This window comes from Candidatus Limnocylindrales bacterium (assembly GCA_035559535.1).
Lineage (GTDB): Bacteria > Moduliflexota > Moduliflexia > Moduliflexales > JAUQPW01 > JAUQPW01.
Window position 1 is genome coordinate 188,459 of record DATMBG010000012.1, and the last position, 23,182, is coordinate 211,640.

Annotated in this window: 18 protein-coding genes; 8 read left to right on the top strand and 10 right to left on the bottom strand. The window is 43.4% G+C overall.

Features of this window, described 5'->3' with window-relative positions:
• Positions 1–5 precede the first annotated feature (5 nt).
• The 7 genes from VNM22_03760 (at position 6) to VNM22_03790 (ending at position 10,716) form a co-directional block, all read left to right on the top strand.
• On the top strand, positions 6–689 hold the full coding sequence (locus VNM22_03760) for a TIGR04283 family arsenosugar biosynthesis glycosyltransferase (GenBank protein HWP46257.1): 684 nt from the start codon (positions 6–8) through the stop codon (positions 687–689).
• Between the two features lie 210 nt (positions 690–899).
• On the top strand, positions 900–3,620 hold the full coding sequence (locus VNM22_03765) for a protein kinase (GenBank protein ID HWP46258.1): 2,721 nt from the start codon (positions 900–902) through the stop codon (positions 3,618–3,620).
• 205 nt (positions 3,621–3,825) lie between these two features.
• Entirely contained in the window at positions 3,826–5,766 is a 1,941-nt protein-coding gene (locus VNM22_03770; protein ID HWP46259.1) for a hypothetical protein, read from the top strand.
• Positions 5,767–5,869: 103 nt separating this feature from the next.
• Complete coding sequence (locus VNM22_03775; GenBank protein HWP46260.1) at positions 5,870–7,888, top strand: ADP-ribosylation factor-like protein; 2,019 nt, start codon at positions 5,870–5,872, stop codon at positions 7,886–7,888.
• A 186-nt stretch (positions 7,889–8,074) separates the two neighbouring features.
• Positions 8,075–9,217: a molecular chaperone DnaJ gene (dnaJ, locus tag VNM22_03780; GenBank protein ID HWP46261.1), complete on the top strand. Its 1,143-nt coding sequence runs from the start codon at positions 8,075–8,077 to the stop codon at positions 9,215–9,217.
• Positions 9,218–9,366: 149 nt separating this feature from the next.
• Positions 9,367–9,750, top strand: coding sequence for a MerR family transcriptional regulator (locus VNM22_03785; protein ID HWP46262.1), 384 nt, complete (start codon positions 9,367–9,369; stop codon positions 9,748–9,750).
• Between the two features lie 105 nt (positions 9,751–9,855).
• The gene (locus VNM22_03790) at positions 9,856–10,716 is read left to right on the top strand and encodes an RNA polymerase sigma factor RpoD/SigA (protein ID HWP46263.1); all 861 of its coding nucleotides are present in this window, start codon (positions 9,856–9,858) and stop codon (positions 10,714–10,716) included.
• Positions 10,717–10,729: 13 nt separating this feature from the next.
• Here the strand turns inward: VNM22_03790 and VNM22_03795 are convergent, their stop codons facing one another.
• The 4 genes from VNM22_03795 to VNM22_03810 form a co-directional block, all read right to left on the bottom strand.
• Positions 10,730–11,983, bottom strand: a complete 1,254-nt coding sequence (locus VNM22_03795) for an ABC transporter ATP-binding protein (protein ID HWP46264.1) — start codon at positions 11,981–11,983, stop codon at positions 10,730–10,732.
• A 323-nt stretch (positions 11,984–12,306) separates the two neighbouring features.
• On the bottom strand, positions 12,307–12,807 hold the full coding sequence (gene mreD / locus VNM22_03800) for a rod shape-determining protein MreD (GenBank protein HWP46265.1): 501 nt from the start codon (positions 12,805–12,807) through the stop codon (positions 12,307–12,309).
• Positions 12,808–13,623, bottom strand: a complete 816-nt coding sequence (mreC, locus tag VNM22_03805) for a rod shape-determining protein MreC (GenBank protein ID HWP46266.1) — start codon at positions 13,621–13,623, stop codon at positions 12,808–12,810.
• Positions 13,624–13,747: 124 nt separating this feature from the next.
• Entirely contained in the window at positions 13,748–14,767 is a 1,020-nt protein-coding gene (locus VNM22_03810) for a rod shape-determining protein (protein ID HWP46267.1), read from the bottom strand.
• A 615-nt stretch (positions 14,768–15,382) separates the two neighbouring features.
• Here VNM22_03810 and thrB point away from each other — a divergent pair.
• On the top strand, positions 15,383–16,300 hold the full coding sequence (thrB, locus tag VNM22_03815) for a homoserine kinase (GenBank protein ID HWP46268.1): 918 nt from the start codon (positions 15,383–15,385) through the stop codon (positions 16,298–16,300).
• A 174-nt stretch (positions 16,301–16,474) separates the two neighbouring features.
• On the opposite strand, the gene lpxA is transcribed toward thrB, so the two are convergent.
• The 6 genes from lpxA to VNM22_03845 all read right to left on the bottom strand — a co-directional run bounded on the left by lpxA (position 16,475) and on the right by VNM22_03845 (position 23,165).
• The gene (lpxA, locus tag VNM22_03820) at positions 16,475–17,281 is read right to left on the bottom strand and encodes an acyl-ACP--UDP-N-acetylglucosamine O-acyltransferase (protein ID HWP46269.1); all 807 of its coding nucleotides are present in this window, start codon (positions 17,279–17,281) and stop codon (positions 16,475–16,477) included.
• Positions 17,282–17,379: 98 nt separating this feature from the next.
• Positions 17,380–17,808, bottom strand: coding sequence for a 3-hydroxyacyl-ACP dehydratase FabZ (gene fabZ, locus VNM22_03825; protein HWP46270.1), 429 nt, complete (start codon positions 17,806–17,808; stop codon positions 17,380–17,382).
• A gap of 136 nt (positions 17,809–17,944) precedes the next feature.
• Entirely contained in the window at positions 17,945–18,967 is a 1,023-nt protein-coding gene (gene lpxD / locus VNM22_03830; GenBank protein ID HWP46271.1) for a UDP-3-O-(3-hydroxymyristoyl)glucosamine N-acyltransferase, read from the bottom strand.
• A 92-nt stretch (positions 18,968–19,059) separates the two neighbouring features.
• Positions 19,060–19,593, bottom strand: a complete 534-nt coding sequence (locus tag VNM22_03835) for an OmpH family outer membrane protein (protein HWP46272.1) — start codon at positions 19,591–19,593, stop codon at positions 19,060–19,062.
• A 105-nt stretch (positions 19,594–19,698) separates the two neighbouring features.
• A complete protein-coding gene (bamA, locus tag VNM22_03840; protein ID HWP46273.1) occupies positions 19,699–22,005 on the bottom strand; it encodes an outer membrane protein assembly factor BamA in 2,307 nt (768 codons plus the stop codon).
• A gap of 95 nt (positions 22,006–22,100) precedes the next feature.
• A complete protein-coding gene (locus tag VNM22_03845; protein HWP46274.1) occupies positions 22,101–23,165 on the bottom strand; it encodes a hypothetical protein in 1,065 nt (354 codons plus the stop codon).
• Positions 23,166–23,182 lie beyond the last annotated feature (17 nt).

The window sequence follows — 23,182 nt, forward strand, 5'->3', positions numbered from 1 at the left end:
TCTCCATGGAAAAAACCTTCTCTATCATCATCCCGACTTTGAATGAGGAGACGACCTTAGAGTTTACTTTGAACTCGATCCCGACCTCTTCCCGCCTGGAAATCATTGTGGTTGACGGAAATAGCCAGGATCGTACCCGAGAGATAGCATATACCAGGACTTCCCAGGTCTATATCTCTCCACCGGGACGTGCCCGACAGATGAATTTGGGTGCTCAGAAAGCGCAAGGAAAAATCCTTCTCTTTCTTCATGCCGACTCCATGATTCCTGCGGGAGGACTCGAAGCCATAAGCAAGGCCCTGGAAGATCCCCAGGTGATCGGAGGTGCTTTTCGACTCAGGATCAATGCAACCGGTTGGGGTTACCGGCTTATTGCCTGGGGGGCCAATCTACGAACCAGACTCCTGGGACTTCCTTATGGGGATCAGGGTATCTTCATCAGAAGGAAAATCTTTCAAAAGATGGGAGGATTTCAGGAAATACCCCTTATGGAAGATATCGACCTGGTCCGACGAATGAAAAAGATAGGTTCCCTCCGTATTCTACCCCAACCCCTGTTAACCTCTGCCAGACGATGGGAAAAAGAAGGCTTGCTCTATACCACGTTACGTAACTGGAGTCTGGCATCCCTTTACCTGCTTGGGGTCTCCCCCCATAGGTTATATCACTGGTATCGACCTGTTCGCTAATTCCTAAAAAATCTTTACACTTGACCTTTTTTAAACCATATTATCTAATGACACAGGAAAGAAGAGACTGAATAACAACCAGTATTAAGGTTTGCTGGGTAATTCTCAAGGATTGCATAAGTTTCCGCTCCCAGAATCAGCCCTCGGGGTTTATAAGATTTCTAAGGGTGTCAGGAAGGTACTTAAATAGGAGAGGAAGTGAAGAATTTCATGTCGGTCAGGTGGGAAATTGGTGATAAGATCCAGGGTCGCTGGGAAGTTTATAAAATTTTACAGGGTCCTATAAGTATTGTCTATTTGGTTCATAACCGGGAATTGAATAAACCCTTTGCCGTCAAGACCCTTCGGGAAGAAATCTTCACCTATAGCCCCGATATTGCTGAATGTTTTGTGCAGGAAGCCCTGGCTTGGGTTTGTCTGAATGTTCATCAGAATGTTACCAAAGCCCATCTTGTGCAGAAGATAGGAGGAATTCCCTTTCTGTTCCTGGAATATATTGGGGGGGGAGATTTAAGTGGCTGGATCGGTACCCCACGCTTAATGGAAGATTTACCGCAAATTCTGAGATTTGCCATGCAGTTCTGTAATGGAATGACCCATGCTTTATCCAACGGTGTGACGGTACATGGAAATATCAAGCCTCAAAATTGCCTGATCACAGAGGATAATACTTTAAAAATAACAGACTTCGGTCTGGTGAAGGTGCTGGACCGGATCCGTAAAACGAACGGAGAAGTCGAGAAGGTTGGTGAGGGGGAGAAAAAGCTCAGTAAATTGCTGGGACGGTTGTTTGGAAAGCTTCCAGCAGCCAGTGAAAAAGAAGTAGAAATCTCCCCTTTACAATATCCCCATAAGGATCTTAGCCGTCTAGGGTTAGAAGTAGAAACTTTGGCCTATCTGGCACCTGAACAGTTCGAGGATATCACCCATCGAGACGTACGTACAGATATCTATTCGTTCGGTGTGATGCTCTTCCAGATGATTACTGGACGACCTCCGTTTGAGGGACAGAGCTGGCAGGAGTTTGAACATCTTCACAAAACCCAGTCTCTTCCGATACTCGGTCAACAACCCCCAGAGTTAAATAAGATTATTGAAACCTGCCTTGCCAAAGACCCTGTTCGTCGATTCTCGGATTTTCGTACGGTATGGGAATATCTGACAGAGATCTATGAAAGACTGGTAAAAAAACCTGTCACACCCCTACCCCTTGAAAGGGAGTTGGAACAGAGACCTACCCCTAGGGATAAGGAAGTAGAGCCGACAGTTGAAAAGGAGCAGGATAAAGAGCAACCACCGACGGCTGAGGAAGCAAGAAAAGAGGTGGCAGAACCGGCCACCGTAATAAAAATTACCTACTCCTATCAGGGGAAGGAGGAAGAAAAAGTTTTCCATGATGATGTGCTTATTGGTCGTGCCATGGAAGGTTTAGTGCCTGACGTGGATCTTACTTCTGACCGATTTGTATCCCGTCTCCATGCCAGGATCTGGATGGAAGAAGGAGCCTGGTGGATCGAAGATCTCGATAGTAATAATGGAACCCGGGTTAATGGCGAGGAAATTAAAGGAAAAGGAAAATGGCCCCTACCCCGAGGTAACCATCTTATCCGGGTTGGTAAAACCAGATTGCAGATTCAGGTTACAGATCTGCCTGCATTAGGATCCGAAGAAGCCTCAACTTTCCAAGCCCTGGAACCCCCACCTGAAATCATAGAGGTGTTAGATGCAAATAAGCCGATCTTTCCTGTCGAAGCTGTTATTGAAAATGCTGCGAAGTGGTTAACATTTTTCTACGAATTACCCTTGAGATTTGCGGAAGAAGTACGCCTGAATGTGTTGTTACAGGAAATTGTGGAGCGGGCCATGGAGATCGTTCCTAGGTCAAAATGCGGGGCCTTGTTATTCCGAGATCCTTCAACGGGACAGCTTCTGAAAGCCTATCTCTCTGCCGGTGAACCGGTTGTGAATACGGCCATGGCCCAACAAGCTTTAGAGAATCGTAAAGCTTTTATCTGGTGCCGTAAGGTATACTCACAGAAATCCCCTAAAAATCCTGTGGACATACCCCTTTCCGATGTAATGGAATTACCTGTTGAATCCGGTATGTGTGCTCCCTTATTGTGGAAGGATAGACCCCTGGGGGTCTTATGCGTAGATAATCATAAAATCGGTCCAGCTTTTGACAGAAATGATCTGCAGTTGCTGGTGATTATTTCCCACTATGCCGCCATGGCCGTGGCAAATTATAAACGTCAAGATGAGTTGCAGCGTCATGTGGCTTTGGTGAAAAAATTGTTTCCCACCTTTCCACCTGAAGTCCGTGAAAAATTAGTGGAAAAAACCCATCGAGGTCGGCTACGGCCCGGTGGTAAAAAAACCAGGGCGACCCTTCTTTACTCGCGCATGTGTGAATTTGCGAGTTTAAGTGCTTCCATGAATGCAAAAGAGGTTCTGGACTTGCTCAACTATTACCTCACTACATTGGTTAAAATTATCTTCAAATACGATGGCACGATTAGCCGGTGCGTAGACGGTACGATTCTGGCCGTATTCGGTAGTCCTGAGCCAGATCCCCAACAACAGCAAAAAGCTCTACAGGCAGCGATAGAAATTCAAGCAATCCTGACCAAACTCAATGCCATACGGACCTTGAGAGGACAGATCAGTTGTAATGTCGGTATTGGAATTCATTTTGGGGAAATAGTGTGTGGTTTCGTGGGCTCGGAGAGCTGGATGGAATTTATCGTTGTTGGTCCCGCGATCAACCGGGTCTTGTATTACGGCGAAGGAGCCCAGGCCGGTGAGGTAGTGATTAGCCCGGAGATGTATGAACAAATCCAGGGAAAAACCCAGGCCGAAGCGATAACCCTTTCAACTCCCAAGGGAGAAAAACTTATCGCCTATCGTATTAAAGACCAAAGAATAGGTTGAGTCTTACTTTTTAATTTTCCCTCCCTTCCTCCCTCCCTCGTATTCTTAGTTCTTACTTTTTTCTTGACAATAAGTGTTGAATCCATTATGAGTTATTAATCACTTATTTTAGTTTTTAATTGCCTTTTCTTACTTGAAGATCGCCATGAATTTTGGCTTTTGAGAGAGTCATTTCACTCCATGATGGGGTGTTGGGAGAAAGACCATGAATGACAAGAAAAATGAAAAACCAAAGGAAAATGAAGATTCAGAATCTATGGAATTTGAGATTTCAGACGAAGATTACCTTAAAGATCTAGATATTTTAAATACTCTGGAAAAAGATCAAGAAGAGAACCCGGATAAAGATTTAGATATTTTAAATGCCCTTGAAAAAGATCGGGAAGAGACGAAGGTTTTGGATGAGATGATGACGATGACAGATGAAGAAATCATGAAGATGGCGGATATCGACCTGGATCTGGATCAGGAAGACAGTGAAGTCCAAAAGATTTTAGAAAATCTGGATAAGGAAAGTTTTATGACCAGCCTGGAGGAGATAGAAAAAGCCGGGGAGACCTTAAGTTTTGTGCAAGATAAAGCTGAAAATATCGGTGAAGAATTTCCTTCAATCTCTGAGGAGTTAGATAGCGAACAGGTAGTTCCTTTGGTGAAGGAGGCAGGCTCTTTATCCAAGGATTTAACCGAACCTCCAGAGGGAGGGATGGAAGATAATTCTCAACTGGATGAGGCAACCCGACTGGTAGAAAAGGAACTCGCCCGCGGCATGGAGGAAAGTTCTTTAGAGGCCGAAAGTGAGTTAGAGGGAGCCGTTACCATGATGGCAAAGGATTTCGTCCTCCCGTTGGGTGAAGGTTCTTTAGAAGAAAAAGACGCATTACCATCGGATGAGGCAGATATATTGATGGAAAAGGAACTCCCCCATGACCTGGAAGAGGGTTCTGGGGGAAGGGTTATCCAACCGGAAGAGGATCTGTTGGTGGAAGAGGAACTTCCTCAGGAGATGGCCGAGAGCGCTCTGGGAGGTCATTCTTCCCTGGAGGAAGTGGATATACTGGCAGAAAAGGAATTAACCCAAGAGCTGGAGGAGAGTTCTCTCTTGAAAGAAGGACTGTCCGGAGAAGAATGGGCGGAAACTGGAGATATCTTATTGGAGTCTCCTCCCCAAGAAGAATCTCAACAAGCTGGGCGTGTCATCGATTTGGATAGGATAGCTGAAGAGGAAAAAGTCGAAGTGCCTGGAGTTGGATTCTTAGAAACCCAAATAATAACCCAGGATAAGCAACCGGAAACTGTAGAGGTATCTCCTGTCGGGTCTGAGAAGGAAAGGTTAGAGAAATCCAGGGGCCCGGAGACTTCTGAACCAGCCCCTATGGATATATCACCTCGAACATCGGATGTAGACTTGAGATTAAGTGATGTACAGATGGCTAAGTTTAAAGACCTGATTCGGAATGCAGAAACCCTTCAAGGGTATATCCAAAAGCTGGAAGAGATCCGGGATCAAGTTAAAGAAAAAGTCTATCACAAACTCCTCACCGAGTACCAGACCCGCCGGGCTAACATTTTTAAAGACCCAGAATTTATCCAAATGCAGCAGTCTGCCAAGGAAGATCTGGACGACTCCAAGGCGAAAAAAGAAGAGTTTGATTTGAAACTGGAAGAGCTCAAGGACGACCTGGAGGAGATTAAAGTCCGACATATGGTGGGAGAATACAGTGATGAGGTTCTGCTGGAAAAGGAAGAAGCTAAGAAAAATGAGATTAAGTCCTGGAGTGATCGGATTGCTAAAATTGAATCAACCATTGCCTTCTATCTGGATCTCTTAAAGGCTGAAGGACTTAAAGGAATCTCGCTTCTGGAAGAAATGTCCCGGTATACGGAGCAAAAAGAGCCTGAACAGACGGAGAAACAAGGTATCTCGGCGGGAGTTAGCTCAGATGGATCTTATGAAGGAGAAGGTGACGAGGTGTGGGTCGATATCAGTTCCCATATACCTTCCTTAGAGGATCTATCTTCTGAGGAGGAAATGCCCGAAGAAATCGATCTCTCTGCTGTGGCTATGGTGAACTGCGATCGCTGTGGAAAGGCTACTCCTGCTAAGGAGAAATTTTGCCTTAAGTGTGGGGCTAAGCTTAAACGCTAGCTAAAACAGTTTAAGAGAGAAAAGAATAGAAGTAAAATGAGAAGGTGGAATCCTGGAGATCAGAGGAAAGAAAATTTCCTGACTCCGGGCTCCTGGTTTAAAAATGGCAATTTTTAATTATGCGAACAGGGAAATAACCGCCAAAATCGTTTATTATGGACCTGCGGTATGTGGGAAGACCACTTCCCTTCAGGTTATTCATCAAAAGATAGCTCCAAACCAACGAGGAAAGCTCCTGTCTTTGGCAACTGAAACCGATCGAACCATTTTTTTTGATCTCCTTCCTCTTAAGTTGGGAGAAATAAAGGGATTCAAGCTTAAATTTCAATTATATACGGTTCCTGGACAAGTTAAATATAATAATACGAGGAAGTTAGTCCTCCAAGGGGCCGATGCCATTGTTTTTGTTGCAGATTCTCAAAGAGCCCGTCGTCAAGCTAATATAGAAAGTTTTAAAAATCTTCAGGAGAACCTTTTAGAGCAGGGACAACGTTTAGAAGATTTACCTTTAGTGTATGAATATAATAAACGGGACGTAGAATCTCCTTTGTCTGTTGAAGAATTAAATCGAGATCTAAATTCAAGGGGTCTTCCTTATTTTGAGACGGTGGCCAGTCAAGGACGTGGGGTCATGGAAGCCCTGGAGGCTATCTCCAAAATGACCCTGGAATATTTGGAGAAGCGTCTCCTGGGAGATCAGAAACCTAAAGTCGCAGAGATACCTAAACCTCAGATGGAGAAGAAAATCGAAGAGCCGGAGGAAACTGTTCCTGTTGCCTCCCAGGATATTATGGATCTTACCCTGGAGGAGCCTGCGTTAACTTTTTCTGAAGAAGAATTGACCGGACTCGAGCTGGAGTCGGATCTATTGCCTCCCATGGATCAACCTCAACCTTCCCCATCTTCCTCCTTTGAGGATCTTCTGGCTTCTTCAAAGCCCATTGGATATGGAGATAATGTACAGATCGAGGAAGCAGAGCTTACCACCCTCCCCCTTGTCAGCGATGAACCTCTGCAATCCCAATTTTTTGATCTGAAGGAAGTTGAAGCGCAGGCATTTCGAGATTTGGAAAACTTTTTAGGCCCTTTAAAGGATTCTCAAGAGGACGAAACTACCTTTAACCCTCCCCAAACTTCTGAAGCGTCCACAGATTCTTTACCCTTAGAGGATAGCTCGTTGGATTTTAAGTTAGAGCCGGAGTATGAAGAGTCTGGAGAAAAACTTCAAGAATCCTCCTTTTTTGGAGAAAATGAAGATCTGCTAGATTTTGGGATTGAAGAAAAAATGGAAGATGAAGATTTACCGGGAGTTGGTCCTGGATCAGAAGAGAAAGCGGGGGCCAAGGATTTGTTAGAATTTGTCCGGGAACAAGAAGAAAAATCCGAAATGGAGGATTTATTGGGGTTTGCCCTTGAAGATAAGGAAGAAATGCCGACCCCTCTTTCCTCTGAGGAAGATTTTTTTGCGACCCAGGCTACTTCCCAGGAAGGGCGTTCGACCCGTCTTGAAGAGTTGATCCCTGAGCAAGAAAAACCTCAAGATAAGGGTCTTACTTCTTCTATGCAACAGACTCTGGAATCTTCTAGACAAGGATTAACAGAAGACTCTTCTATATCCAGGATTCCAAATCTTGCGGAGTCTCCCCGGGTGTTAGAAGAAATTATACCGGCTTCTTTTTCAGAGACCCCTCCCATAGAAGAGAATCCTTATATCAACCTGCTGAAATTTTCCAAATCTCTCTATCAAAAGGGACAAGAATATCTTTCCCGAGAAACCGATTTAAATCTCAGCTTGGCTTTGTTTTCTTACTATCTTGCTGTAGAAACTGCTTTGAAGGCCGTTGCACTCAAATTTGAAACTTGCAATCCCGAAATTGCCTCCATGCCGCTTCTTTTAGATAGCATCGAGGAAGAAACCGGTAAATCCCTGATGGGTCGTAAATTTATCGAGGAAAGGGTCATTAAAGCAAAAAATGATTTGCAACTCAAGTTGCTTTTTCCCGATTTAGAGACCTGCCAACTTATTGCTCAAACCGCCGGGCGATTTTTGGAAGCCCTGGCCAGGGACTTTCTGGACACCGACTTCTCTCAGCTTCCCCCGATATCCTATAAGCCCTCATAAAGAGAGTGTATAAGATCTAATATTTCTGATTGTAAGTAACTTGACAAGAATAGACTCAAGGTGGTATGTTGATAACGGGGAGGTAGGTTTAAACCTATCGCCTCGGCTTACTGGTATTACCCTATCCGGGAAGGGGAGATACGAAAAGGTTGAAGGATCTCAGAGGATAAAAAAATGGGATAGGTTATGAAGAAGCGGGATTATTATGAAGTATTAAACGTTTCCAAGAAGGCTTCGGAAAAAGAAATTAAAGCAGCCTATCGGAAGTTGGCCCGAAAATATCACCCAGATGTGAATCCTAATGATAAAAGTGCCGAAGCTAAGTTTAAGGAGATCAGTGAAGCGTATCAGGTTCTAAGTGATCCGGAGAAACGGGCCATGTACGATAAATTCGGGCACCAGTTGGATCGGAATGGAGCGGATAAGCCGGAGAGTTCTCGATGGTCCGACTTTAGTCAATTTGATTTTTCTAACTTTGATTTTAAAAAATCAGGTTTTAAGGTGGGAGATCTGGGGGATATTTTGGGAAACATGTTTGGCGGGAAGCGAGAAGAGAGTCCTGCATCGGAACCTGTTAAGGGGAGTGATATTCAGTACACCATGGATCTGAGTTTTGAGGATGCGGTTCAGGGATTAAACACAAGGATCCGGTTACAACGGGAGGTTTCCTGTCCATCCTGTCATGGAATGGGCACTGAGCGGGGATTTTACTTGGAGACCTGCTCAGTGTGTAAGGGGACTGGGCAGGTTCGTACCTCCACGGGATTCTTAAATACTTTTCAGACCTGTTCCCTTTGTAAAGGAAGTGGAAAAATCAATAAAAATCCATGTCGAACCTGTCAGGGAAGCGGTGTGATCCTTCAATCAGAAAAGATCTCGGTGAAGATTCCGGCGGGAGTTGATAATGGGTCCAAAATTCGAGTTCCGAATAAAGGGAATGTCGGAAAAAGAGGGGGCTCCCCGGGAGATTTATATATCACTACTCGTGTTCGACCTCATCCCTTCTTTGAACGAAAAGGAGATAATCTCTACTGTGAAGTTCCTATTACCTTTATTGAGGCGACTTTAGGTGCTAAAATTAAGGTTCCAACGGTTGATGGCGAAGCTACGATGACGATTCCCATGGGAACCGAAAGTGGGCAGATATTTCGATTGCGAGGAAAAGGAATGCCTCATCTCAAAGGTACCGGCCGTGGAGATCAATTTGTTACGGTTAAAGTCGTTACACCGAAAAATGTGGACCCCCGCATGGAACAACTTTTAAGGGAACTTGAACGCCTGCATCCTCAGAATCCAAGATCTCATTTACAATCTTACGTCCCCCATTGAGAGGAAAAGTAGGAAACGGGATGGGGCTTTGCTTGGTGGGGAAAAAATGGAGTCTCCCTTCCCTGGGTTTTAAATCTTGAAAAGGTTACCGAATGCAGGGATTAATAAAGTGATCAACCCGAATAGGCTGCAGGTTCGGAGTGAGGGCTATGGCAAATAAAGGTAAACCTTTATTCATGATCAGTGTAGTTTCTGAAATGCTTGGTATTCATCCTCAGACCCTCCGACTTTACGAACGCGAGGGGTTAATTGTTCCTTCTCGAACCGAAGGGAATACCCGGCTCTACTCAGAAGAGGACATCGAGAGGCTTCGAACTATCCTTAGTTTAACGCGGGATCTGGGTGTAAATTTGGCAGGAGTGGAAGTTATTCTGAGTATGCGGGAGAAAATGGAGAAGATGCAACAGGTCATGATCGAGATGATGAACTACATTCAGTATCATCTGGCTAAGGAAGCGGAAGAGGCGAAAAAAAATTCCAGTAGTTTCCTGGTTAAGGCCTCAAAGGGGGGTATTGTAAAAGCAGAAGATTAAAGAGGGGACAAAATCCTTTGGGTGAACGGGAAACCTGCCTTAAGCTTAAAGGGCTTACCCCTACCCAAGTAAATCTTCTAGATGGTAAAGAAAGTAAGGGTGATTATGGATTTCGAGGGTTCTCATAAATATGTCTCTCATGATACCTTGAGTACCTATCTGAGGGAAATCAGTAAGTTTTCCATTACCACACGAGAGGAAGAAGAACAATTAGCCATGCGGATTCAACAAGGAGATCAGGAAGCGCTCAAGCGGTTAGTGGAGGGAAACTTAAAGTTTGTCGTTAAAGTTGCCCAGGGATATCAGGGGTGTGGTTTATCTTTACCCGATCTCATCAATGAAGGAAATATCGGCCTGATTGAAGCTGCCAAAAGATTCGATCCTTCCAAAGGAGTTAAATTCATTTCCTACGCTGTTTGGTGGATTCGTCAAGCGATTATGCAAGCTTTAGCCGAACAGTCGGGTGCTGTGAGGCTACCCCTTAAGCAGGCGGGCCTTTTATACAAGATCAGTCAGCTCTATAACGAAATGATTCAAGAAAATAACGGTCGAGAACCTACGCCGGAGGAGCTTTCTGAAAAGTTAGATGTACCGGTTAAGGATGTAGAGAATATTATGAGAATTTCCAGAAATTATCTATCTCTGGATGCACCCCTCTCCGATGGAGAGGACAGTACCACCTTCATCGATTTTATGGAAGCCAAACAGTATCCGGCAGCCGATGAAATTTTGTTAAATCAATCTTTCCAGGACCAATTTGAAGAACTTCTGAAGGGTCTGGATCCCCGGGAAGAGAAGATTTTGCGCCTGCGTTATGGGTTAGATGGTCAAAAACCAATGACCTTAGAGGAAGTTGGAAAGTTGATGAATTTAAGTCGGGAGAGGGTCCGGCAAATTGAAAGCCGCACGAAACATCGCCTCAGACATAGAGCTCTGGCCAAACGCCTTCGGGACTACCTGAATTAGCTTGGGTTCCAAATCATAACTTTTCAAATTCCCAATGATGGGGGGGACGATAAATTCCCACGTCCCGAATAGAACTCTGAACCTCAAAGGAGTACATTTGACTTTGATAATCATAAGGAGTTCCATCCTTGGCGTGTACGGCCACATCCAATAAATAAATTCCTCCGGTTAAATCAAGCCGATCAAAGTAAATCTTGACTTTGCCTTTACCGGTTGAAGTATCCACATCAAGATCCTCAATATAAGTGTTAGTCCCGTAGCAATAAGCCCCATCATTGCGGAAGATTCCTATTCCAAATACAGGATCTTGAATCGTTCGATGGGCCATGTAGGTAATTTCAATCTTCATCTTATCCCCTGTCCTGTAAAGAGAACAGGGTTCTCCATTTCCATTGAATAACTCTACACTGGTTATTTCAACCTCCCGCGAACCCCATCGTCGTAAATTTTCTCTGCCAGGTATGGATTCATAACCATTCCTCCCGGATTCTTGGGAGTTTATACTTTCCTGTCGTTCCTTTTGGGCTATATCTTCCAGATAAGCATTAACGATTTCCCTTGCTTTTCCCTTACCACGAAGGATGCCTTTATCCAGCCAGATGACCTCGTCGCAGTATTTCTCGATAGCACTCAGGTCATGGGTGATCAAAACAATGGTCTTCCCTTCACTTCGGAATCGATTAATTTTAGCATTACACTTGTGTTGAAACGCGGCATCCCCCACTGCAAAGAGCTCATCGATGAGAAAGATATCTGGCTCTACTGCAATGGCAATAGAAAACGCCAATCGCATATACATTCCTGAGGAATACGTTTTCACCGGATTATCTATAAACTCCTCGAGCTCTGCAAATCGGACAATCTCATCAAATTTTTTGTAAATCTCCTTCCGACTTAAACCCAATATGATCCCATTAATAAAAATGTTTTCCCGTCCTGTAAATTCAGGATGGAAACCTGCACCCAACTCAATGAGGGCCGATAATCGACCGTTTACTTTGACCTTACCCTGAGAAGGCCGCTGAAGCCCGGCAATAATTTTCAACAATGTGCTCTTACCCGAACCATTATTTCCTATAATACCTACAGTTTTTCCTTTTGGAACCTCGAAGGAAATATTCTGCAAAGCCCAAAAAGTCTCAGCAGGTTGGAGAATCCGCTGACCTTTCATGAGGTTAATAATCCAGGATTTAAAGGTGGGGGCTTGGCGATATCGCTTTCTCAATTTAAATGACTTAGAAACCCGATCGACTTTGATAGCGTACAAATTAATCCTCCTGTATACCTGACCTTTACTCTCTTAACCACAAGATTTTGAATAAGATAGTTGAATTGAAAAGGCTCTTCAAGTTGAAATTATGTCTCAAACAGAGAAAGTTATGTTAAGGGATTATCCTTGTCAAGGAATTTCTTTTTTTATTTTTATCGGAAATTGGGATAAACCCATGAGATGAATCATCTGTCCTCTTTGACCTTTTTACGAAGTCAAATCTTTATGAAAAGGATGAAAGGCTCTGAGTACGGGCGGATCCTAGATCCGCCCCTACCCCAGCCAGGTTGTTGGTAAAAAAGCGGATAAAAGGAAACCCATTATTTTTGTGGGGATCCAAAGGTTGCTTCTACAAGTTTAAAAGGGACGATAACAAAAGGGCACAGCACAGAGTTGTAGATGGCTTCTGAGGGAGCTATACGAATCCACTGATTTAGAATATCCTGGGTTGAATAAGACTTTAGCATCAGAGCCAAACCGGCCAGGAGCATTTCGTCTACGAAAGTCAGAATAAAGACAAAAAATATCTGTAACAGCAGACTGTTCACATAAAGCCTTTTGCCGATACTTCCTAATACAAATCCCAAGATAGTTTTAGCCAGGGCATTTGAACCCAAGAACACACCAGAGAGGATATCTTGCAGTAATCCCAACAAGAATCCTAAGACAGAGCCGGTTTCTGCGCCTTTTGCCAAACTCAAATAACTCACAATGATAAGAATCAGATCCGGTTTGGCTCCATGTAGGGGGATTTTACTAAATAAAGTTGTCTGGAGAACAAGTGCAAGCAGTGAAAATCCGATAATACAGGCAAAATACATCTACTTGTTTTTAACCACAAACACTTCTTCTAATTTTGAGAAATTAACACTTGGTTCTATATCGACATCCAAAAAAAGGCCATCACTTTTCTTATTGATTCTTGCGATTTTTCCAATTACAAGTCCTTTAGGGAAAACTCCTCCTAATCCGGAGGAAATAACCATATCCCCTTCGATTACATCGGCTCCTTGAACCAAGTACTTCATTTTGTAGTAATTGGTGAGCTGACCTTGAACAACCCCTTGATCTCGTGTTCTCTGGATGATGGCGGCGATACTGCAATTGGGATCTGTGGCGAGGAGAACTTTAGAAGCTCGAGGGGATACACTCAGGGTATATCCCACAATTCCTTCATGGGTGATCACAGCAAGATTAGGTTCTATGTTATGATTCGACCCTTTGTCTATTAAAATACTACTGGCCCAATTGGTGGAGTCTCGTCCGATCACTCTGGCCAGTATGGTACTCAAACTTGTTACATCGACCCAGTTCAGGGTGTTCTTTAATCTTTCGTAAGCTAAGGCATTCTCCACGTATTCATTTTTTTCCATTTGAAGAATTCGAACCTGTTCTCGTAACCGGGCATTTTCCTCTTCCAGGTTTACAAGGTAAATATATTTTTTCCAGACAAGGTGGATCTTATCCATGGCCTGGGAGACTGCCAGTTGCAGAGGATAGATACCTACCAGAGCATACTTCTCCAGAAAAGCTGTAGGATTAGGGGCTTTGGTTTGTACTGAAAGGAGTATGAAGGAGGCGACCAGTAAGCCGAATAGAGTAGAAATAGGTTTATATCTAACCAGGAGCTTTACCATCTATAAGAGTATGGGAGTATGGGGGTATGGGAGTAGGGAGGTATGGGAGTATAGGATTTATTCTTCTATTTTATACTCCCATACCCCCATACTCCCATACTTCCCTATTATTTTCCCTCTTGGATCAGTTCACGGTCACTTTACTCAATAAATCCACATGGCTCAACATCTTACCGGTTCCAAGGACTACGGCGGTTAAAGGGTCTTCGGCCAGGGTAATAGGGAGGCCTGTTTCTTCTTTGAGTCGAATATCCAGGTTTTTTAACAGAGCTCCTCCTCCCGCCAGTACGATACCTTTATCGATGATATCGGAGGATAATTCAGGAGGGGTTCGTTCTAGAGCTATCTTCACGGCTTCTACAATGGCTGATACTGGCTCTGCAAGGGCATCTCGGATTTCTTCGCTGGATATGGTCAGGGTTTTTGGAATTCCGGCTACTAAATCCCGACCTTTGATCTCCATGGTGCGTTCTTCCTCCAGAGGATAAGCCGAACCCAGGGTCATTTTAATCAGTTCAGCCGTTCGTTCTCCGATCAGCAGGTTATATTTTCGCTTTACATATTGCACGATGGCTTCGTCCATTTCATCTCCGGCAACCCGGATAGATTTACTATACACAATGCCGGCAAGGGATATAACAGCTACCTCCGTGGTTCCTCCACCAATATCCACGATCATGTTTCCTGAAGGTTCATCAACGGGTAATCCCACGCCTAAGGCAGCAGCCATAGGTTCCTCGACCAGATAAACTTCACTGGCTCCGGCCTGAAGAGCGGAATCTTTAATAGCTTTTTTTTCCACTTCGGTAATCCCAGAAGGAACGCCTATGACTATCCTGGGACGAATCAGCCGTTTTCGATTATGAACTTTTTTAATAAAATGTCGTAACATCTCCTCAGTATGCTTGAAATCTGCAATTACCCCATCTTTCATAGGTCGAATGGCTACAATATTACCTGGAGTCCTTCCCAGCATTTCCTTAGCTTCTTTACCGACGGCGACGACTTTATTGCTTTGAGTATGGATGGCTACAATGGAGGGCTCACTTAAAACAATCCCCTTACCTTTGACATAAACTAGGGTGTTTGCCGTACCCAGATCAATTCCCAGATCGTTAGAAAACCAACTCAGAATGGAAAACATAATCCGTTTTCTCCCTTCAAAATATAGCTTAAAGTTAATCCTTACCTATATCTTTTCTAAAAAATTATTAGTTACTTTATAATATATCATTCGTTTTCCTTCAAGGAAATAATTGTCCTTACCCTACCCCGAGGTATAAAACTTCTTCTATGGGGCTTACCCATTTCACAGAGGAGAGTAAATAATTAGCTATGGAATATAATACTTACTTAGATTTGTCAAGCTTAAAAAGTAATGAATACTGCATTTCCAAATGAAAATACTGTACAAGGAAAAATGCTTTGACACGCCGGAGAGTCTGAAGTAAAGTCAGGATTTGTTTGAAGGTTTGATAGATAACCTGCTTTTTCTTATTCACTATCAATCCAAAATGGAAGCCGTGACGGTGTCAGGTCAGGGTCGATAAATCCGGGTTATTTCTTTATGAAGTTTAAAGAACCTTACGCGGGATGAAGTTGGAACGAGGTAGGAAAATTTAAAGCTGCTATTTCCTATTCATCTTTCTGAATTCGTGATTAGATTATATCTTATAAAGATTTTCATAGCTGATTACTTATCTGATCGAGTAGTTATAATAACTAACATCTTCCCCTCTGGAGATAGGGTCTTATGAGGATGAAAGAGAAGAAAATTATTATAAAAGTACCTGCTTCTACAAGTAATCTGGGTCCGGGAATGGATACCTTAGGACTTGCTTTAACCCTTTATAATATTTATGAAATCACCTTAACCGAAGGAGAACCCCAGGTGCAGATAATAGGGAAGGGAAAAGGTGTATATCCTGAGAATGAGGAGAATCTGGTCTATCAATCTGCTCAATTACTGGTAAATAGAGTAGGGGGGGCCGATTACAGGTTTAAAATTCTCATCCGAAGTTCTATTCCCACTTCAGGGGGGCTCGGAGGAAGCGCAACCGCCCGGTTAGCCGGACTGGTAGGGGCCAATTTCTTACTTGGAAATCCTTTAACAGAGGAGGATATTGTCGATTTCGCCATTAAATTAGAAGGGCACCCGGATAATGTAATCCCGGCCTTCTATGGCGGATTTACTGTGTCTTGTTTGACCGAAACAGGAGTTAAGTTTATAAGGTGTGATTTCCCGGCCCGTCTTCGGGTAGTTCTGGCCATACCGGATTTTTATATTTCTACCGAAGAAGCTCGAAAATGCCTTCCGGATAAAATACCCTTTCAGGATGTTCTTTTTAATACAAGCCGAACAGCCATATTGGTGGCGGCTCTTCTCACGGGTCATATTGATTTTTTGAGCTTTGCTATGGAGGACCGAGTCCATCAGATTTATCGAAAAAACCTCATTAAACCTTTACCGGAAGTTCTTGAAGCCGCCTTGAAAGCAGGAGCTAAAGGATGTGCTTTGAGTGGAGCAGGTTCGGCCATTTTAGCCCTGGCCACAGATAAAGAAGCCCAGATTGGGGAAGTTATGAAAGCCGTATTTCAATCCTATGGAATTGAATGCGATGTTCTGGTTTTAGAGGTAGACAAGGAAGGTTTGCAGGTTCAGGTGGTAGAGAATTGAAAATACAGGGAGGAAAAATGGAAAAAGAGGGCTTTTCGGGGTATCCTCTCAGGAAGTCTGGCAAATAGGCCCCTGTCGTCGGTCCTTCTAAAGGTAAATTGAGAGAAAGGGAGTAGGGGCGTAAGGCCTTACGCCCCTACTCCCTTTCTCTCCTGGATACCTTTCTACTTTCCCTCATTCCTCGAATTCAGCATTATCCGGTTTATGTTTACAGATTCCCCGTTTGGAGTATTTGGTAAAATTAATGATTTGATTGACTTCAGCCGAATCCCGGATTTCTTCCTCAATTTTGAGGATGGCTTGCGAGAGATTCAAATTGGACCGGAATAGGATTCGATAAGCTTTTTGAAGATTTCGTATCGCCTCCGGAGAGAAGTTATGTCGTTTCAATCCGACGATATTCAACCCATACAGTCTATTGGGACGGTTCCCGGCGGCTTTTGCAAAGGGAATAATGTCCTGGGTAACCGCCGAGCATCCTCCGATAATCGAGTAAGCACCGATTCGGACAAATTGATGAATTCCAGTTAAGCCCCCGATAATGGCAAAATCCCCTACTTCAATATGCCCGGCCAGATTAGCGGCATTACCGAATATGACGTTATTTCCGATAATACAGTCGTGGGCGATATGAGTATAGGCCATTAGAAGACAATTATCTCCGATAATGGTTTGTCCTCCTCCGGCTCCTGTTCCTCGATTAACGGTTACGTACTCTCGAAAAATGGAGTGGTTTCCGATTTTTACAATGGTTTTTTCTCCTGCGAATTTAAGATCCTGAGGGATAGCCCCGATCACCGCACCTGTATAGAATTCACAATTTTCTCCAATCTCCGTCCAGCCCTCTATCACAACATGGGCGCCTATTTTGCTTCCAGCTCCTATCTTAACATTTTCCCCGATAATAGAAAAAGGTCCTACCGTAACATTTTTTCCTAACTTAGCTTTCTCATGTACAATAGCAAACTTGTGTATATCCATCTCTCTCAGGTTAAAAAGTCTCAGGTCTAAGAAGGCAAGGACCCTGACTTTCACCTTTCCGCCTAGGCTACTTGTTCCTATACCTTACCTTTTAATCCTTACTTTTTATCAACCAGAGCTGAAAGCAACTCCGCTTCCACCACCAAAGTCTCATCCACGAAAGCTTTTCCTCTCATCTTACAGATCCGGCTACTGACTTTAAGAACTTCCAGTTCCATTCTCAGTTGATCTCCTGGTACCACAGGTTTTCTAAATTTCGCTTTATCTATTCCGGTAAAATAAGCCAATTTATTCTTATGTTCGTTCATCCTTAGGAAAAGGACTGCTCCTACTTGAGCCATAGCTTCAATAACTAAAACCCCTGGCATGATAGGTGTTCCTGGAAAATGTCCCTGGAAAAAGGGTTCATTAATGGTTACATTCTTAATACCGACAATCTTATTTTCTTCTAAAGTCACAATTTTATCTACCAGAAGGAACGGATAGCGGTGTGGAAGAATTTGTTGAATTTCTTTGATATCGAGCATCGATAAGCAGGAAGAAAACGGTAGGGCCGCTTGGAGCCTATTCTGAATTCCAGAAAGACGGCAGCCGAAGAAGCAGGAACATAACTCCGCCCTACTACTCTTTTTTCTACCTTTAAAAGCAAATTAGGATAATTGGCTATGATTTGCCTCTTTCAAGTTCCTCGACCCTGCGCTCTAAATCACGAACCCTTTGAATCAACTCGGGGAGTTTAAGAAGGCTCACTTGAGATTTTTTCCATAAAAGATGGTCTACAGCCGGACTTCCGGAAACAACGGCATGGGATGGAATGGATTTCGTGACTCCAGATTGAGCGCCTATTTTGACATAGTCTCCTATTTTGATATGACCGACTAACCCAACCTGCCCTGCAAGGGTAACATTACGTCCTACCTGGGTACTCCCAGAGATCCCAACCTGGGCTACAATAATAGAATTCTCCCCAATAACAACGTTGTGGGCGATTTGGACCAGGTTATCGATTTTAACTCCTCGTTGAATGTGGGTTTTTCCCAAAGTGGCGCGATCAATAGTCACATTGGCTCCAATCTCCACATCATCTTCGATGAGAACGGTTCCTATCTGTGGGATTTTCTGGTAAGTCTCTGCTTGAGGTACAAAACCAAATCCATCGCTTCCAATAACGGCTCCACTATGGATAATAACCCTGTTACCGATCTGGACCCCATGCATAATGGTTACATGGGGGTAAATAACCACATCGTTTCCAATCGTAACATCATTTCCTATATAGACCCCAGAGTAAAGGACGGTTCGGTCTCCTATCTTCACCCGATTCCCAACTACCACGTAGGGCAGGATCGAACAGTTCTGACCTATCTGAACTTCCTCACCTGTTACGAAACTGGGATGAATCCCAGGGGGAGGAGGTTCTATTTCAGAAAATAGGGGAATAATTCTGGCAAATGCCAGATAAGGATTATCGACCCTTATCAGGGCCAGGCGATCTGTAAAAATTTCTCTATTGACGATAACGGCAGACGCCCGGGTAGTATGGAGCTTGGCTTTGTATTTAGGATTGGCAAGAAAAGTAATATCCCCCGGTTGACTTTCTTCCAGGGTATTGACCCCTTTAATTTCCAGGTCACCTTCCCCTTCTAACTCTCCCCCTAAAAATTGGGCTATGTCGCTTAAACGCATCGAGTACGTAATGCATAAAACATAATACCTAACATATCATATCTCATCAATCAGGTATTACGTTTTACGCTTTACGTCTTGGAGTTTTTCTTCTACCTCTTCGTGGTTTGTTGCTTGCTTTGATTATATTCCTGGAGAACGGCGTTGGTGAGGTCCGCATTTTGAGCGCCATAAATAATGGAACTAAAATTTTTTTCTAAAATCAAGGTGTAACCTTGCTTCTCTCCGAGTTTTTTTACAATCTCCACAATCTCTTTGATGATCTGATCACTGAAAGATTGTTCTTTCTTTTTAATATCCTCTCGAAAATCTGAAACCGCTCTTTTAAGCTCTTTTTCCTTGCTTTCAATCAGATCCTCTTTTTCTTTTCTAGCCTCCGGCTTGAGGAGGTTATAACTCTTTTTGTAATCCTCTTTCAGGTTATTCAAGTCTGCTTGCATCTTTTCAAGTTCTTTCTTCTTCCCTTCAAATTCCTTGCTGATCTCATCTTTAACACGTTTCCCTTCTATGGATTCGTCCAAGACTTTTTGTAAATCCACATAGCCGAGCTTTACAGGTGTTTGAGCTATACCGGTCGAACTAATAAGTAAAGTTAGAACCAGACTAAAAAATAAGGGTCTTATCATTATCCATTTGTCTGTGGTCCGTTGTCTGTGGTCCGTTGTTTTTGTCTGTTCAGGCTAACTAAGCCGGACAATCCACGACGGACCACGGACAACGGACCACAGATATCAAAATGTTCTTCCGACACCAAAATGGACTTCACTAGGAGATTCCCCGGACCTGCGGTTTACTTTGTAACCCCAGTCTAGACTGATCGGTCCCAAGGGACTAAAAAATCTTATCCCCAGTCCTGTTCCTGCCCGTAAATCAAAATCCTCATCGGTCACGTTTTCTAAATCAGAACCAAACGTACTTCCTGCATCAAAGAACAGAACCCCCTTTAGACCTTTGATAATAGGGACAATCAATTCGGTGGTGAGAAGAACTTTTTCATTTCCACCTATTACATCACCATTTTGATCCTTGGGCCCGATAGATCTTTCTCTATATCCTCGCACATCGTTGGCACCACCTCCAAAGAAACGCTCAAAAATGGGAACTTCCTTATCGTTCCCGTAGGGGCCTACGAAGCCAAATTCTCCTCTGAGATGTAGCGCCATATCCGAGGACAATACGGGGAAATACCAACTATTATCGGTGATAAACTTATAGAAATCACTGTCCCCCTGTAAAATTCCTCCAGCTATTTCAAAGGTTCCACTTAATCTCCCCCCCTTGGTAGGATTCAGGATATTGTTAATGGAGTTACGAACCATATTAAAAGCCAGAGAGCTGGTCCTTGTCACGCCTTGTGAGTTTAAAAGGATGGAGGAGGCTGTGGGAGCTACATCGGAAATATCCACCCTCTCATACTTGTATCGAAATGTTCCACTGATATATTCGGTCAGGGGTCGTCCTATGCGAAGGCCCCCTCCGCGCTCATCTGAAGTGAAGTCATCGTACTCCCTTCTCAGGCTAAACGCATCCACTCCCGTGACAAACAGTGAGTTCAAAAACCTGGGGACGGTATAATTTAAATTAAATCTTTGGGATTTTCCACCCACTGTTGCTGAAAAATTAACCTGATGGGCTAAACCAAAAAGATTACTTTGACTTAAACCAAAGGAAGCAACCAACTTATCCAGAGAACTAAAGCCTCCGCCTACCGTAAAAGATCCTGTAGACCGCTCTTTAACATAGATATTGAGATTAACCGTATCTTCTTCTTCCCCTTCACTGACGTCAAATTTAGCTTCATCAAAAAATCCTAAATTAATGACACGCTGTCGGCTTCGCTTGAGTTTCACACTGTCAAAAGGTTCTCCCTCTCTAAGCCGAAGTTCTCTTCGGATAACATAATCTCGGGTTGTTCGGTTTCCAACAATGGTGATCCGTCCCAAAGTATGAGGAACCCCCTCTTTAATATCCAAAGTCAGATTAACAACCTTCTGAGTTCGATCTACAGAGGTTAAAGGGGTAATTTGAAGCTTTCCTTTGGTATCTCCGGAAATGGGGGTTACATATCCTTTTTGGGCATAGAGATCCGAAATGGCCGTGATATCCTTTCGGATAACCGAACGGCTAAAGATATCTCCTTCTTTGACTTTCATTTTCTCCCGAATTTCTTGCTCAGAAAAAACCGTGTTTCCTTTAATCTCTACCTTTCCTACTTTGAATTGTTCCCCTTCATCCACGAAGATCTTTATAAAAAGCTTTTCTTTGTTATTCCGAAAATCTAATTTGTAATCTACGACCCGGGCATCGATATATCCATGGTCGGCATAAAAGGCTACAATCCGATCCAGGTCGGCTTTGAGTACCTCTTCATCGAACTTTCCGGATCCTGTAAGAAATGAGAAAAAACCATAGGGTTTTGTCCCTAACTGATCGACTAATTGTTTGTCGGAGAAAGCCTTGTTTCCTTCAAAGGAAACCTTTTCGACCCTTAGTTTCTTGCCTTCTTGGATTTGAAAGGTGATATTTACCTTCTCTTCAGGATCCTTAGGATCTGGTTTAACAATGGGATTGATCTCCACGTTGTAATACCCTTTTTTGCGATAAACATCCCTGAGCTTTTGAACAGTATCCCTTAATTTAAGCGGATCAAAAATAGCGTGGGGACTCACCACCAGAGCATCCTTAAGATCCTCTTTTTTCACCTCTTCATTTCCTCTAATCTCTACGGTTCCAATGGTAGGTCTTTCGGTTACTTTGAAAGTAACCTGAACCCCTCCTTCAACGGGTTCTACATCCACGACCACATCGCTAAATAGCCCGATATCATAAATCTTCTGAATATCTCGGGTTATCTGGTCCGGATTGTAAGGACTATCCACTTGAGTTGTCAGGTTATGGCGGATCGTATCCTCTTCCACGGTGGTATTTCCGGTGATCAAAATTTTTTTTACCACCGGTTGTTCGGCCCCACCACTGTAAGGTACGAAATAAAAATATAGAAAACTTATAAGGCTCAGTAAAACCAACTTTCTCGTCATGATTCGGTTGGATTCTCTCTGAGAGAGGGACCAAGAAGGCGGGAGAATGGAAAAACAACTTCTTCTCTCCCATGCTCCTCCTCTCTCATCATTCCTTAAGTACTACAGGCCATGAGATACTGACGGATCAAATCTGCACGAGCAACCTCTGAACTTTGCTTTTTCTTAAAAAGCTTATACGTGATAATATGGGCGGGCTGTACAAGAATGAAAAGCTCGTCAATGGTCGATAAGGAAATTCCCCCTACAATTTTTAAGCAAATCCCTAAACGGACCAGAGATAGAGCATGGAGGCTTTCGCTTAAACTCAGTTTTTTACGCTCTTTCAGGTCTCGAACGGCCAGGATAATTTTAGCCTCTAACTCCCTTCCGGATTTTTCCAGAAGATATCGACGAGCGAATCTTTCTCGCATAGCTATGATTTGAGAGGTTTTTTCAAGGGTCTTTAGGATTTCACTTTCTGTTCGACCTAAAGTGATTTGGTTTGAAATCTGAAAAAGATACCCCCTGGCCTCACTACCTTCTCCATAAGTTCCCCGGACTGCAAAACCGAAATTTGTTAATTCCTTGAGAACTTTTTTGATCTTACGGGAAAGTACAAGCCCTGGCAGAAACATCATAACAGAAGCCCGCATTCCGGTTCCTGTATTGGTAGGACAGGCGGTTAGAAATCCCCATTTTTCATCATAAGCAAAGTCCAGAAGGCTTTGGAGTTCCAAATCAATGGCCTTAACCCTCTGCCAGCTTGCTCTCAATTGGAAGCCGTACTGGATATTTTGGAGGCGAAGATGATCTTCCTCATTGATCATCAAGGAGGTTAAATCATCCCTAGTAATGACCGCCCATCTGGCTTCTTCTCCCAGGGATTGTTGAAAACTGATGAGATGTTTCTCCCTTAAAAGCTGGCGATCTACTTCTGAGAGGTGTTCCATTGGAAAAATTACGTAATTCTTTAGCGTTCGGCTCTGATGAATAGCTTCCAGGATAAGCTCGGCTACTTTTTTTAGATCTTTCCGATGGGCTATTTGAGGAAAAGGATATAGAGATAGGTTCCGAGCTAATCGCACTCGAGAGCTGACTACATACTTAGATTTAGGAGCCGATTCCTTAATCCAGGTCTCGAATTCTTGGATAATGGAAGAATAACGATTTGTTTGCAAAAGGTGCCTCTTTGTGC

Coding starts and splice junctions, on each gene's coding strand:
- VNM22_03760 (HWP46257.1), top strand. CDS start 6: ATGGAAAAAACCTTCTCTATCATCATCCCGACTTTGAATGAGGAGACG.
- VNM22_03765 (HWP46258.1), top strand. CDS start 900: ATGTCGGTCAGGTGGGAAATTGGTGATAAGATCCAGGGTCGCTGGGAA.
- VNM22_03770 (HWP46259.1), top strand. CDS start 3,826: ATGAATGACAAGAAAAATGAAAAACCAAAGGAAAATGAAGATTCAGAA.
- VNM22_03775 (HWP46260.1), top strand. CDS start 5,870: ATGGCAATTTTTAATTATGCGAACAGGGAAATAACCGCCAAAATCGTT.
- dnaJ (HWP46261.1), top strand. CDS start 8,075: ATGAAGAAGCGGGATTATTATGAAGTATTAAACGTTTCCAAGAAGGCT.
- VNM22_03785 (HWP46262.1), top strand. CDS start 9,367: ATGGCAAATAAAGGTAAACCTTTATTCATGATCAGTGTAGTTTCTGAA.
- VNM22_03790 (HWP46263.1), top strand. CDS start 9,856: ATGGATTTCGAGGGTTCTCATAAATATGTCTCTCATGATACCTTGAGT.
- mreD (HWP46265.1), bottom strand. CDS start 12,807: ATGTATTTTGCCTGTATTATCGGATTTTCACTGCTTGCACTTGTTCTC.
- mreC (HWP46266.1), bottom strand. CDS start 13,623: ATGGTAAAGCTCCTGGTTAGATATAAACCTATTTCTACTCTATTCGGC.
- VNM22_03810 (HWP46267.1), bottom strand. CDS start 14,767: ATGTTTTCCATTCTGAGTTGGTTTTCTAACGATCTGGGAATTGATCTG.
- thrB (HWP46268.1), top strand. CDS start 15,383: ATGAAAGAGAAGAAAATTATTATAAAAGTACCTGCTTCTACAAGTAAT.
- lpxA (HWP46269.1), bottom strand. CDS start 17,281: ATGGATATACACAAGTTTGCTATTGTACATGAGAAAGCTAAGTTAGGA.
- fabZ (HWP46270.1), bottom strand. CDS start 17,808: ATGCTCGATATCAAAGAAATTCAACAAATTCTTCCACACCGCTATCCG.
- lpxD (HWP46271.1), bottom strand. CDS start 18,967: ATGCGTTTAAGCGACATAGCCCAATTTTTAGGGGGAGAGTTAGAAGGG.
- VNM22_03835 (HWP46272.1), bottom strand. CDS start 19,593: ATGATAAGACCCTTATTTTTTAGTCTGGTTCTAACTTTACTTATTAGT.
- bamA (HWP46273.1), bottom strand. CDS start 22,005: ATGACGAGAAAGTTGGTTTTACTGAGCCTTATAAGTTTTCTATATTTT.